The organism is Streptomyces synnematoformans (assembly GCF_039531005.1).
GTDB lineage: Bacteria > Actinomycetota > Actinomycetes > Streptomycetales > Streptomycetaceae > Streptomyces > Streptomyces synnematoformans.
In genome coordinates this window covers 29941-41470 of sequence record NZ_BAAAPF010000025.1, presented here as the reverse complement: position 1 = coordinate 41470, position 11530 = coordinate 29941, and the positions used below count along the sequence as shown (strand labels likewise).

At 69.4% G+C, this 11530-nt stretch carries 14 protein-coding genes and 1 tRNA gene; 11 read left to right on the top strand and 4 right to left on the bottom strand.

Annotated features, from left to right (window positions below; genetic code table 11):
- The 7 genes from ABD317_RS07480 to ABD317_RS07450 form a co-directional block, all read left to right on the top strand.
- Positions 1–531 (top strand): urease accessory protein UreF (locus ABD317_RS07480; RefSeq protein ID WP_344288999.1); only part of this gene is annotated, 531 nt, incomplete at its 5' end.
- Between the two features lie 41 nt (positions 532–572).
- Entirely contained in the window at positions 573–1289 is a 717-nt protein-coding gene (gene ureG / locus ABD317_RS07475; protein WP_027754685.1) for an urease accessory protein UreG, read from the top strand.
- Entirely contained in the window at positions 1274–2152 is an 879-nt protein-coding gene (locus ABD317_RS07470; protein ID WP_344288997.1) for an urease accessory protein UreD, read from the top strand. The genes ureG and ABD317_RS07470 overlap by 16 nt, the downstream gene beginning before the upstream one ends.
- A gap of 105 nt (positions 2153–2257) precedes the next feature.
- The gene (locus ABD317_RS07465; RefSeq protein ID WP_344288996.1) at positions 2258–2647 is read left to right on the top strand and encodes a Cap15 family cyclic dinucleotide receptor domain-containing protein; all 390 of its coding nucleotides are present in this window, start codon (positions 2258–2260) and stop codon (positions 2645–2647) included.
- 330 nt (positions 2648–2977) lie between these two features.
- Positions 2978–4363, top strand: a complete 1386-nt coding sequence (locus ABD317_RS07460) for a hypothetical protein (RefSeq protein WP_344288995.1) — start codon at positions 2978–2980, stop codon at positions 4361–4363.
- 30 nt (positions 4364–4393) lie between these two features.
- A complete protein-coding gene (locus tag ABD317_RS07455) occupies positions 4394–4897 on the top strand; it encodes a FliH/SctL family protein (protein WP_344288994.1) in 504 nt (167 codons plus the stop codon).
- 90 nt (positions 4898–4987) lie between these two features.
- A complete protein-coding gene (locus ABD317_RS07450) occupies positions 4988–5848 on the top strand; it encodes a nucleotidyltransferase domain-containing protein (RefSeq protein WP_344288993.1) in 861 nt (286 codons plus the stop codon).
- A gap of 171 nt (positions 5849–6019) precedes the next feature.
- Here the strand turns inward: ABD317_RS07450 and ABD317_RS07445 are convergent, their stop codons facing one another.
- Entirely contained in the window at positions 6020–6580 is a 561-nt protein-coding gene (locus ABD317_RS07445) for a PIN domain-containing protein (RefSeq protein ID WP_344288992.1), read from the bottom strand.
- Positions 6577–7680 carry a helix-turn-helix domain-containing protein gene (locus ABD317_RS07440; protein WP_344288991.1) on the bottom strand — a complete coding sequence of 368 codons (1104 nt, stop codon included), beginning with the start codon at positions 7678–7680 and terminating at the stop codon, positions 6577–6579. Before ABD317_RS07440 ends, ABD317_RS07445 begins: the two co-directional genes overlap by 4 nt.
- Before the next feature lie 203 nt (positions 7681–7883).
- Here ABD317_RS07440 and ABD317_RS07435 point away from each other — a divergent pair, with 203 nt between their 5' ends.
- The 3 genes from ABD317_RS07435 to ABD317_RS07425 all read left to right on the top strand — a co-directional run bounded on the left by ABD317_RS07435 (position 7884) and on the right by ABD317_RS07425 (position 8879).
- Entirely contained in the window at positions 7884–8255 is a 372-nt protein-coding gene (locus ABD317_RS07435; protein ID WP_344288990.1) for a hypothetical protein, read from the top strand.
- 79 nt (positions 8256–8334) lie between these two features.
- The gene (locus ABD317_RS07430) at positions 8335–8610 is read left to right on the top strand and encodes a hypothetical protein (RefSeq protein ID WP_344288989.1); all 276 of its coding nucleotides are present in this window, start codon (positions 8335–8337) and stop codon (positions 8608–8610) included.
- Between the two features lie 196 nt (positions 8611–8806).
- Positions 8807–8879, top strand: a tRNA-Arg gene (locus ABD317_RS07425).
- Positions 8880–9095: 216 nt separating this feature from the next.
- Here ABD317_RS07425 and ABD317_RS07420 read toward each other — a convergent pair.
- The gene (locus ABD317_RS07420) at positions 9096–10058 is read right to left on the bottom strand and encodes an aldo/keto reductase (RefSeq protein ID WP_344288988.1); all 963 of its coding nucleotides are present in this window, start codon (positions 10056–10058) and stop codon (positions 9096–9098) included.
- A gap of 153 nt (positions 10059–10211) precedes the next feature.
- Here ABD317_RS07420 and ABD317_RS07415 point away from each other — a divergent pair, with 153 nt between their 5' ends.
- On the top strand, positions 10212–10817 hold the full coding sequence (locus ABD317_RS07415; protein WP_344288987.1) for a TetR/AcrR family transcriptional regulator: 606 nt from the start codon (positions 10212–10214) through the stop codon (positions 10815–10817).
- An 85-nt stretch (positions 10818–10902) separates the two neighbouring features.
- Here the strand turns inward: ABD317_RS07415 and ABD317_RS07410 are convergent, their stop codons facing one another.
- Entirely contained in the window at positions 10903–11484 is a 582-nt protein-coding gene (locus ABD317_RS07410; protein WP_344288986.1) for a TetR/AcrR family transcriptional regulator, read from the bottom strand.
- Positions 11485–11530: the final 46 nt, after the last annotated feature.

The following is an 11530-nucleotide window of genomic DNA, read 5'->3' as shown; positions in this document are numbered from 1 at the left end:
GGGCCAGGGCACGGGCACGGGGCGGGCGTCGGGCGGCGGCAGCGGGTTCTGCTCCGCCTCGACGGGGCCGCCGACGCCCGCACCCCCTCCCCCGCCCTGCGCGCCACCGCCCGCAGGCTGGGCCGCCAACTGCTGCGGGCCGCCCGCGCCGCCTGGCCGGCCGCGGAGCTGGACGCCCTCGCCGAGTCCCGCCCGCGCGGCGTCCACCAGCCCGTCGTCCTGGGCGTCGCCGCGCGGGCCGCGGGCCTCGGCCCTGCCGACGCCTCGTACGCCGCGGTGTACGAGGCGGTCTCCGGGCCGGCGACCGCGACGGTACGGCTCCTCGGCCTGGACCCCTTCGAGGCCACCGCCGTCCTCGCCCGCCTCGCCCCGGAACTGGACGACGTCGCCGCGCGGGCCACGACGGCGGGTGTCCGCGCGGCCGCCGGGGGCCGGACCGACGTGGACGTGCTGCCCGCGGCGGGCGCCCCGCTCCTCGACATCGCCGCAGAGGAGCACGCCGTCCGCACGGCGCGGCTCTTCGCCTCGTAGGCAGACCTCGGCCGACCTCGTACGGACCCCAGGGAGACGGCATGCACCTCGACCACTCCGAGACCACCGCTCCGCAGCACCACACCTCCGGCGCCCCCGCGCGCCGCGTCCTCGGACCCCCGGCACCGGCCGGACGCGCCACCCGGCGCCGCGCCCTGCGCGTCGGGCTCGGCGGTCCGGTGGGCTCCGGCAAGACCGCCACCGTCGCCGCGCTGTGCCGGCTGCTGCACGACGAGCTGTCCCTGGCCGTCGTCACCAACGACATCTACACCCGCGAGGACGCCGAGTTCCTGCTCCGTGAGGCCGTGCTGCCGCCGGAGCGGATCACCGCCGTGGAGACGGGCGCCTGCCCGCACACCGCCATCCGGGACGACATCTCCGCCAACGTCGAGGCGGTCGAGGAACTGGAGGCGGCGGTGGGGCCCCTGGACGTGGTCCTGGTGGAGTCCGGCGGCGACAACCTCACGGCCACGTTCTCCCGCGGCCTGGCCGACGCGCAGCTCTTCGTCATCGACGTCGCGGGCGGTGACGACATCCCCCGCAAGGGCGGCCCCGGTGTCACCACGGCCGACCTGCTCGTCGTCAACAAGACCGACCTCGCCCCCTACGTCGGCTCCGACCTGGCACGCATGGCGCGGGACGCGCGGGCCCAACGCGGCGGAAAGCCGGTCGTGTTCACCTCGCTGGCGCAGGAGGGCGGTGTGCGGCCGGTCGCGGACTGGCTGCGCGAGCGCGTCGCCTCGTGGCGCGCGGCGTGACGGACGCCGCCGCGGCGCCCACCGCCGAAGTCCGCCCATCGGACGGAACCCGTGCCACCGCCGAAGTCCGTCCCCAGGGCGGAACCCGTGCCACCGGCGGAGTCCGGGCGCACGCCCGCATCACCGCCGCCCCCGACGCGCGCGGCGGTACCGCGCTCCCGGAGCTGGCCGGGGACGGGCCCATCGCCCTGCGCCGGGTCCGCGCGGGCGCGGGGGAGGCGCGGGTGTGTCTGGTCGGCGCGATGGCCGGCCCGCTGGGCGGCGACCGGGTGCGGCTCGACGTACGGGTGGAGGCCGGCGCCGCCCTGCGGGTCACCAGCGCCGCCGCGACCCTGGCCCTCCCGGGCACCGCCGGCGAGCCCGCCCGCTACGACGTGTCCCTCGCCGTCGGCGACGGCGCCGAGCTGCACTGGCTGCCCGAGCCGCTGGTCTCCGTCCGCGGCAGCCGGCTCCACGCGACGTACCGCATCGACCTCGCCCCCACCGCGCGCCTGGTGTTCCGCGAGGAGCAGGTACTCGGCCGCACCGGCGAGCCGCCCGGCCGCCTCGTCTCACGCCTCACGGTACGCAGCGGCGGCCGCCCGCTCCTCGACCAGGCCACCGACTACGGCCCCGGCGCCCCCGCCTGGGACGGCCCCGCCGTACTCGCCGACAACCGCGCCACCGGACAACTGCTCGTCGCCGCCCCCGGGTTCGCCGCCACCCCCGCGAAACCGCACGTCCTCGCCCCCGCCCAAGCCGCGCTCACCCCCCTCCCGGGCCCCGCCGCACTCACCACCGCCGTAGCCCCCGACGCCCTACGTCTACGCACCCTGCTCGACGAGGCCCGCACCCACACCACCGCCGCATACGAAGCCCGCTAGCTCCGCAAGTCCCGACCCCGGCGTTCCACGAAGGCCGTCCGGACCTACCGCCCCCAGCCGGGGCACGGTCCACCACCTGTACCCGACCCGGTAACACTAAGCCGGGTGCCCCGCCTAGCCGGGGCCGCACGGGAGGACTACCAGCAGCCATACATCGAGCAGACCTTCTGTAGCCAGCACGCCACACTCCGCTCCAAGGAGAGCACCTCCCGGTCGAGCAGCGCCACAACGCACTCACTCGCCAACTGCATAACTGCCGAGATCAGGCTCGTGTACGACAACACGCCCCGCGCGGAGCACCAGTACCGCAGTCCTCGGCACGAGAGGACATGTCATATCTCCGTGACAGGCCTGATGCCCCAGACGGCCACCGGGCACTACTTCACCAGCCGGCTCACCGCCGGCGATATGGACTTCACCCTGCTCAGCTGCTCCACCGGCTTCGGCACGTTCGCCGAAGCCCAGGCGGCCGACCCGGAGCACACCACTGGCTGACCACCGTCGCGCTGCGTGCTGCACGTGGAGTGGTCGTCCTGACGTCGTGTGCGCTGACCCTGGTATGGCCGGGGTTCAACACGAACCACCAGTAGATCATCGACCTGCACACGCAACGCAAAGCTGCACTGCAGAAGCTCCGCGATGCCTACCAGGCCCACCAGAGCCGTCCATCGGCCACCGGCCGGCTGAGCTCCGCACGAGGTTCCGGGCGCCGATTCCGCAGACTTGGGCCGGACGCCCCGGTTCCGCAGGCAGGATGAGAACGCAGGCTCCCGCGCGGTGGCGGCAGCGCGACAGGAGGCCGTTGCGTGGGTGAGGGGTGTGGTCATGTTTCAGCGTCATCTTCACCGTCATGACGATGTCAACCTGGTGATGTCCGCTCTGCGTGGTGATCCCCAGCGTCTGCTCGTTCTGATCGCGCTGGGTGCGGCGCTGCGCAGTGACGTCGCCTCCGCTTTACGTGAGGTCATCGCGACCGGCGCCTGGATGCAGAATTTCCGTGTCCGCAGGGAAGCAGCCCACTGGCGTCATGAACCCCGGTTCCAGCCTTTCCTCGATCACGGGTTCGAAAGACGGCGAGATCGCGGGCCCAAGTACGAGCACCTGCAGGCGGCCCTGCTGACGTACCCCGAGACGCGCGCCGCGCTCCTCCGAGTGTATGAGGCGGAATGCCCGCAGCACTGCCGCACCGAGACCGCCGCTCTCGCCGAAGACCGGCATATCGATGACTACCGGGAGGCGCTGTTCGGCTGGTACGCCGCAATCCAGTACGCGCACGCCTGCCTGGTGCGGGCCGTACGCTGGTGGGAGCATCAGGATCCGCATCACCCGCGCGATCCAGACGCGTCGGAGAGCTTCACAGACTGGATGGCGGCGACCGGGCATCACCGAGGAACCCGGGCCGGCCAGGACACCACGTCGGCCACCCACGCCCTTCAGGAACTCATCCTCATGATGCACGCCTGGAGTCCACATACCCTCGATGCCATAGACGTGGCCTTCCGCAAGACAGAGGGAGAGAACGCCTCCCATGCTTGGGGCGGCGGTTTTGAGCCCGCTGGCCGCCCCGAGGCCCAGGCAGCCGCAGAGGCACTTGCGAGCATCCTTTCCTCGGAGGAACGCCAGCAAGTGCGAGACATCATCAACGGCCTTGAATCCGACGCCTCATGGGACCGCGACATGGACCTGGCAGTCGACGTCATGCTGCCCTGCACCAGCGACCAGCACCGCTCCTACAGCGCCGACACCGGGGAACGCGAGGCCTGCGCCAATGCCCGCGGCCGTGTCTTCCAAGAGGCGTCCCAGTCCTGGAGTGAAGGCATCGACCGCGCGGTCTCCGCTTCCCGACTGGCCCGGTTCCTTCTCGGGGCCCGTGCCGACCGCGTCGACGCAGCCCTGGCGGCGGCCCGTGCAGACGTTTCCCGTGACGCTGCCGAGAGGGCACCTCAGATCTGGCATGACAACGCCAAGATCCTCAGCGGTATCCGTGAGGCCGTCGGCCTCGACATCGACAGAGCCGCCGGATTCCTGGGCATCAAGCGAGCCACACTCCAGCGATTCGAACAGGCTGCGGGCAAGGTCCCTGGACGCCGGATCTCCGTCGGCTATCTCCAGTTGCTCACGCTCACCTGTGCCGAGCAGGGTCAGCCGGTACCCGACAGCATCCCGCAGCCCATCTCCGAGCCGGCAATCTCGCTGCCGACCGCCTTGTGACGCTCACTCCACCCACTGGCGAGGAGAACCGTGTTCGAAGAAGTCCATCAACGTCCCTGCGGTCGCCCCACCAAGTCCGGCAGCCCGTGCCGCGCTCAGTTCTCCGGCCCCGGATTCGCCTGCAAGATACACACCACCGAGCACGAGAGAGCCCTCGTGGAGGCCTATCAGCAAGGCCTTCAAGCCGGCCGAACACAAGCACGGGAATGGGAGCGGAGCGCCGCCGCCTCGCGTGTCGAACACCTTGAGCAGCAGATCCGTACGCTACAGGAACAGCTGGACGCCAAGACCCGCCGCTACGAAGTCGACGGCGACCAAATCGTCACGGTCGACGGCTACGGATACCGCTGGAGAGGCGCCGACCCACTCGAAGTCGGAGACCGTGTGCTCTTACCCGAGAACCATGTCAGCGCCCTGCGCCATGGCCCCGGCCCTTTCCCCGGGACCGTGACGGCGCTGGGCACCACCTATTCCGGGGCCCTCAGCACCATCACCTCCCGAGCCCTCGATACCACCCCTCGCCAGACCACCTGAACCACTCAAAGCGGTGGCTTCCCAGCCGCCGCCATCACGACGAGCCAGAAGTCACCGTGGACAACCGAACCCAGGCAGCGGAGGTCATCCGTGAAGCGCGATCGTGCCACGTCACTCCTCAAAGACATGCTCGACCGACTCGAGGAGGGCGGCTGGCCGCTGGACCTCATCGACGAGATCCTCGTCTTCGGATCGTACGCTCGCGGCGCACTGAACCCGGCAGACGTCGACGTCGTTGTCGAGCACCGCACCGACGAGCGTCTCACCTCCGAGTTCGTCCACGCCCTGTCCTACGGCCGTGACCCGTCTGCATCGATGAAACGCGCCCTCAAAGGAAGCAGCCGCGGCCTGCAGATCCACTTCCGCGAACGCAAGACCCTGGAAGAGGAAGGGTTCGAGATGACCCTGCTGTGGAGCCGGGGCGAACCTGTCTCCGCCGCACGCACCCGGCTCGAAACGCTCACGCCCGATCCGTCAGCAGGTCGCGCCCCTCGGGATCACATGATCGAAGCCTTCGACGGCATCGACCGCTGGGTGCCCCGCCCGGTCCGGATCGACCTCATCGACCTGGTTCACCGCAAAGCGGCCACCATCGAGCAACTCCAACTGCCCGACGCCCAACCCACCGATCCAGCAGCTCTCCAGGCCCTCACCCGATGGAGCGAGACAAGCCCCCTAGGTCGGGCCGCAGCTGCAGTCCTCGCCCACCTCGAACGCACTTCTCGCCCCCTCGACTCCGTCTACCTCCACGGAGCTCCAGTACTCGGCAGTCGCTACAGCGATACAACCTGGCAGGTCGGCATCGGATTCGGTTGGCGCTACTACCAGAGCATCGTTCACCATCTGCAGGAGGGCGATGAATGGTTCGAGGTCGTCCGCCCGACACGCACCCAGCCCCTTCACACCCTCCACATCACCGTCCAGGACCGTGCGGCCCTGCCACGCTCTTGACGGGCATTCGCACCCTGTGGCGGCGCCGCCACGCTCGATCTTGGAGGCCACTGAACCGTTCTGGCATCATCGGAGGCTCGATTACATGAACGTCACACGGCCGCCTGTCGGTGGCTTTGCCACCCTTCTCCCTGAACCCACTGCGGGTGGTGCACTGAGGATAGGGCTAAGTCAGAGGATGCCTTTACGTTTGGCCCAGGTGATGAATTCACCGGGCGGGCACGGGTAGCGCATGCCAGTACTGATGAGTGCGTCGACCAGGGCCGTAGCCGCGTACTCGGTGGTGTGGCCAACTCGGACTGACTCGGCGACGATGCGCAGAGAGCCGTATACCTCCAGTCCGCCCGTCCGGCCGATCCGTCGAGCGTCGCGGTCGTCGATGACAGCGATGGCGTCGTGTGTTTCGGCGTAGGCGAGCACCGTGGCTTCCCCTTGATTGGACCTCTGGCCGGAGACCCGCTCCATCCACCGGACCAGCGCGTGGATCTCCTCCAGACCGTCGACGTGCACGATCTCCAGCCATCCCAAACCATCGAGGGGCAGTTGGTGATAGAGCAGCTCGTCGATGACTGCCTGTGTGGTCAAGTTGCGTCGACGCCCCTCGCCCGCATTCCGGGCCATGTCCCCCAAGATATCGATCTTTTCGGCCTTGATCGCGTGGTGGAGTGGAGATGTGTCCCAGACGAGCACCTGTGCGTCGGACGCCTCCGGCGTGCCGACGGTAGAGGTCAAGGCAGGCTCTCCTCCAGCTGGCGACTGGGGAGCTCGTCTTCCCGGATGGCGCCGTAGAGGAGCTCGACGGCTCGCGGCGCCGTAACTGCTCCTTCGCTCCACGCCGACATCACCGCACGCCGCCACTGGGCACCTGTGGCTCCCCCTTCCAGGTCCGGCGCCGGCGTGCTGCCGTATACCGCCAGGAAGTCGCCGCGTACGGGCGTATCCGCCTTCTGCCGCCTGGCTTCACCTCTGTCCAGCACTCCCAAGTGGACAGCCCTGTTCACCACGGCTCTCCAAGAGAGACGGAAGCGAGCCGCCAAGTCGACCATGACCGATCTGGCGGACTGGCCGCTGTCGACGCTCTCCCAGGCGCGGAGCAGGTCGTCTGCGGGTAGCAGGAACTCCTCGGTGAACTGGTCGATGATCTGCTCGCGCTCATCGCGTCCTGCGGCTACGCCAGCGTCGCTGTGGTACTCGTCCTGCAGCAGGTGGTGGCCGAGTTCATGTACTGCAGTCCATCGGCGCCTGCCTGGATCGGCCTTGCCGCTGATCACAGCTACACCGTAGCCGTCGAGGAGGAGCGAGGCGCCCTCGGCTTCCTCGTCAACGACCGTCAGGTAGAGGCCGAGTCGTTCCAGTACGTCGGCCAGAGGACCGAGAGGCCCACTCGGCGCGTCCACGGCCCTCCTTGCGGCCTGTGCGAGGGCAACTGGATCGGCCTCGGCGGCACCCCGTTGCACGCCGGGTTCCGGCTGCGGCGGTGCAAGGAAAGCATGGGTGATCAACCACTGGGCGTGGCGGGCATGCTCCTCCAAGTGGGCGTCAAGACGGTAACGCGCTCGTTCAGCGACGTCTGCCATCTCCTCCAAAGCGCTACGCCGGGAGACCAGCGAAGTCGGTGGCCTCGACACCAGATGCGCAAGCGGCACCTCCAAGGCGTCGGCGAGATGGAACAGCTCGAGAGCTGTGATCCGCCGGTCTCCGGCCTCTATGCGCACGACAGCCGTCCGATCCAGGCCTACCTTCGAGGCCAGATCGCCCTGGCTCAGGCCGGCGGCTAGGCGCGCTTCGGCGATGCGGCCGCCTACTTCGACCCAGCTCTGCGCCCCATCCATGTGTGTGATTTTTGCACACCCCGAGGCGAGGCGCCAGCGTATCCTTGTGACCTGCGAATTCTTGCCAGGTGAGGTGAGGCGTCAGCTGGTTGCCAGTGACGAGTCCGCGTGGATTGGAGTGCTGACCCGGTCTCCTCGCTCTTGCCAGATCGACCGGAACGGGTGTCGGAATATTTCGTGCTCTCGTCTGAGGCCCGAGATTCGTGCTGCTCTCCTCCCGTACCGACGCCTACACCAGCCACGTCGTCCTCGACGTGCGCTACCAGCCGCCACGCCACGAGGGCGGCGAGGGCAGCCTCGCCTTGACTGGGCTCCGCCGCCTCTTCGGGAAGGCTCCCGGCTGCCTCGGCGTCACCTGGGACGGCCTGTTTCGCGGCGTCCACCGGGCCGCCATCGCCGACAAGGGCCACCTCGCGATCAACAAACAGCAGGCACCGTCCACCCCCGCCGCCTCGACCCCTTACACCACCGACAAGTGCCACCACGACCTCTGGACCACGGAACGCGGCCGGGTCACCGAACGGCACATCACCGACGGCGGCACCACCACGCCTCGGCCTCCTGCCGATCCTTAAACTCGAACGCCGCCCCACAGCCCGCAGCTACCGCTGATACCACCTCGTATCCATCCCGTGCCGGCACGGCGACCACACGGTGCGCATCCGAGTTGCCTCGAACAGCACATCCGACAAACCCGAGAAAATAGACCGCGCCGAGAAGCTGCTCCAGATCCCGGAGGGCACGGCCACCTTCCAGAAGATCAAGGGACGCCGCGTCGACGCAGAGTCCACGAACGCCTCTCTCGACTCCTTCTTCTGGAATCGCCGCATGATCGCGTACGGGCCCACCCGCCAGACACTGGTCATGCTCGGCTTCGCCATGTCACAGAAGGCGACCAGCCGACTCATCCACTACCGATGCAGCCACTGAGCCCTCACCGCATCCGCCTCGCCCGGTCCGCTACGCTGTCCCCGGTGTCTCTCTCAGTCGACGCTGGGGCAGGGCCGGGGACGGCGTGTATGTGTCCCCGCCCCCAGCTGAGGCCAAGCGGTAGGCACCACCGACGTGCGATGATCTTGGTGAGAGATCCCCCGCGGGATTTTCTACAAGGACTTCAACACGTCCCGCCTCCGTAGCTCAGGGGATAGAGCACCGCTCTCCTAAAGCGGGTGTCGCAGGTTCGAATCCTGCCGGGGGCACCGCTCATTACCGCTCTGACCTGGGGCAACGGTCCGGGCTTCGCGACCGTTCGCGACCCTCGGAAACCGTTCGCGACTCAAGATCGACTCCCAGTTCGCTCCCAGACGTCCGGACACAACAGGCCACCCCCGCCCGGACCCGGCGGCGAACTGGTGCGTGTGCGGGTCGCTTCGCCGGGATGCCGACCCGTGGCGTGCGTGAGGGTACGTCTTCGATCAGCGGTCGATGGCGGCCATGTTGTAGCGCTCGCCGGAGGCCCGGGGCAGGTCGTTGAGGCGGGTGACGTGGGCGGCGGTCAGCTCGATGTGGTCGGCGGCGGCGTTCTCCTCCAGCCGGGCGGCTCGCTTGGTGCCGGGGATGGGCGCGATGTCGTCGCCCTGGGCGAGCAGCCAGGCCAGGGCGACCTGCGCCGGCGTGGTGTCGATCTCGGCGGCCACGGCCCGGACCTCGTCGACGATCCGCAGATTGCGTTCCAGGTTGCTGTCGGCGAAGCGGTGGTTGGTGCGGCGCCAGTCGTCGGCGTCGAGATCGTCCAGAGAGCGGATGTGGCCGGTCAGGAAGCCGCGGCCCAGCGGGGAGTACGGCACGAAGCCGATACCCAGTTCGCGCAGGACGGGCAGGATCCCGGCCTCCGGGTCGCGGGTCCACAGGGAGTACTCGGACTGCACCGCGGTGACCGGATGCACGGCGTGGGCGCGGCGGATCGTGGCGGGGCCGGCCTCCGACAGGCCGATGTGACGGATCTTGCCTTCGGCCACCAGTTCGGCCAGCGCGCCGACGGTCTCTTCGATGGGCGTGCCGGGGTCCACCCGGTGCTGGTAGTAGAGGTCGATGTGGTCGGTACCCAGGCGCTGCAGTGATCCCTCCACGGCCAGGCGGATGTTGGCCGGGGTGCTGTCCGGAACCGGGCCACCGGCGTGGGAGATCAGTCCAAACTTGGTCGCCAGCACGACCTCGTCCCGGCGCCCCTGCACGGCCCGGCCGACCAGCCTCTCGTTGACGAAGGGGCCGTACCCCTCGGCGGTGTCGATATGGGTGACCCCGAGGTCGAGGGCGCGGTGGATCGTGCGGATCGACTCGTCGTCGAACTGGCCGGCGCCGGTGTAGAACGCCGACATTCCCATGGCTCCGAGACCGATGCGCGAGACGTTGAGGCTGCCGAGCGAAACGGTTTTCATGGCGCGGACTTCCCTTCCCTATAATTAAGTACCGGTCGGTTCAGAAACCACCGTAGCACATCAGCACCGATCGGTACTGAACTGCGTTCGCCACCTGGACAGGATGAAAACTGCTGGTCAGCGTGGATCTGTACCGAGAGGTACGCTTGCGGCATGGGCGACTCCCGTAGGGCCGCTATGGGCCGGCCTCGAGAATTCGACATCGACCAGGCGCTGGAACGCGCGATGCGGGTGTTCTGGGCGAGAGGTTACGAAGGCGCAAGCCTCACCGAGCTGACCGGCGCCATGGGGATCACCAAGACGAGCATGTATGCGGCCTTCGGCAACAAGGAACAGTTGTTCCGCAAGGCCCTCCAGCGCTACGGCGCGGGGCCGGCCGCCTATGCCACGCGCGCCCTGGAGGAGCCCACCGCACGGGCCGTGGCCTTGGCCTTCCTCCGCGGAGCGGTCTGCACCACGACCCCTCCCGGCGGCCCCTCCGGGTGCCTGACCGTGCAGGGTGCGCTGGCGTCGAGCGACGAGAGCCGGGCCGTCCACGACCTGCTTGTCGACTGGCGCAACGACGCGGGGGTCCGCCTTGAGGAGCGCTTCCGGCACGCCGTCAACGAGGGTGATCTTCCGCGCGACGTCGACCCTCGACGTCTTGCCCGGTTCGTCATGACGATGGGTTTCGGCATCGCGGTGCAGGCCGCCAACGGCCTCGGCCCTGCGGAGCTGGATGAGATCGTCGACACGGCGATGCTCAGCTGGCCCGCGTAGCGGCCGGACTCCTTCGCTCGTGACGGTGCGGCAGGCGGCTTCCGCGCGCCGGGGTCGGGGCCCGGGCCGCCCCGGGCCCCCGCCGCTACGCCGCCCGGGGGTCCGCCGGGAGCAGCGCCGCTGCTGTCTCGCGTGCGTACAGCGCCGGGGCGCGGCTGTGGGAGATGGCGGCGCAGGTGAGGGAGCCGGCGTAGAGGACGAGGAAGCGGTTGGTCACGGCGTCCGGGTCGGGGGTGCCCGTGGCGGCGATCAGGTCGCGGAGGTACGCGCCCACGGCGCGCTGGTGGTCGTGGACCGCGGCGGCGGCGCGGGCGCTCTCCGCGCCGACCTCGTTGAAGGCGTTCGTGAACGGGCAGCCGCGGAAGCCCGGCTCGCCGAACCACCAGTGCAGCCAGTCGAAGACCGCCAGCACCCGCTCCCGCGGGCGCCCGGTTGCCTCCCCGGCGACGTACTCCGCGAGCGCCCCGCGCACCCGCCGGTCGCGGTCCCGGAGGTATGCCTCGACCAGCTCGTCCTTGGAGGCGTAGCAGCGGTAGAGGCGTTTGAGGGAGACGCCCGCGGCGTCGCGGATACGGTCCATGCCGACCGCGCGGATGCCGTGGGTGTAGAAGAGTTCGCCGGCCGCTTCGAGCACGCGCTCCCGGGCGGCCTCGTTGTCCGCGTCCATGTCCCCTGCTCCGTTCGCCCGCGTTCCCGCCGTCACGCCGCTACGC

What these genes read in the sequence shown, in the direction of transcription:
- ureG (WP_027754685.1), top strand. Translation starts at nt 573, where the DNA reads ATGCACCTCGACCACTCCGAGACCACCGCTCCGCAGCACCACACCTCC.
- ABD317_RS07460 (WP_344288995.1), top strand. Translation starts at nt 2,978, where the DNA reads ATGTTTCAGCGTCATCTTCACCGTCATGACGATGTCAACCTGGTGATG.
- ABD317_RS07440 (WP_344288991.1), bottom strand. Translation starts at nt 7,680, where the DNA reads ATGGATGGGGCGCAGAGCTGGGTCGAAGTAGGCGGCCGCATCGCCGAA.
- ABD317_RS07420 (WP_344288988.1), bottom strand. Translation starts at nt 10,058, where the DNA reads ATGAAAACCGTTTCGCTCGGCAGCCTCAACGTCTCGCGCATCGGTCTC.
- ABD317_RS07415 (WP_344288987.1), top strand. Translation starts at nt 10,212, where the DNA reads ATGGGCGACTCCCGTAGGGCCGCTATGGGCCGGCCTCGAGAATTCGAC.
- ABD317_RS07410 (WP_344288986.1), bottom strand. Translation starts at nt 11,484, where the DNA reads ATGGACGCGGACAACGAGGCCGCCCGGGAGCGCGTGCTCGAAGCGGCC.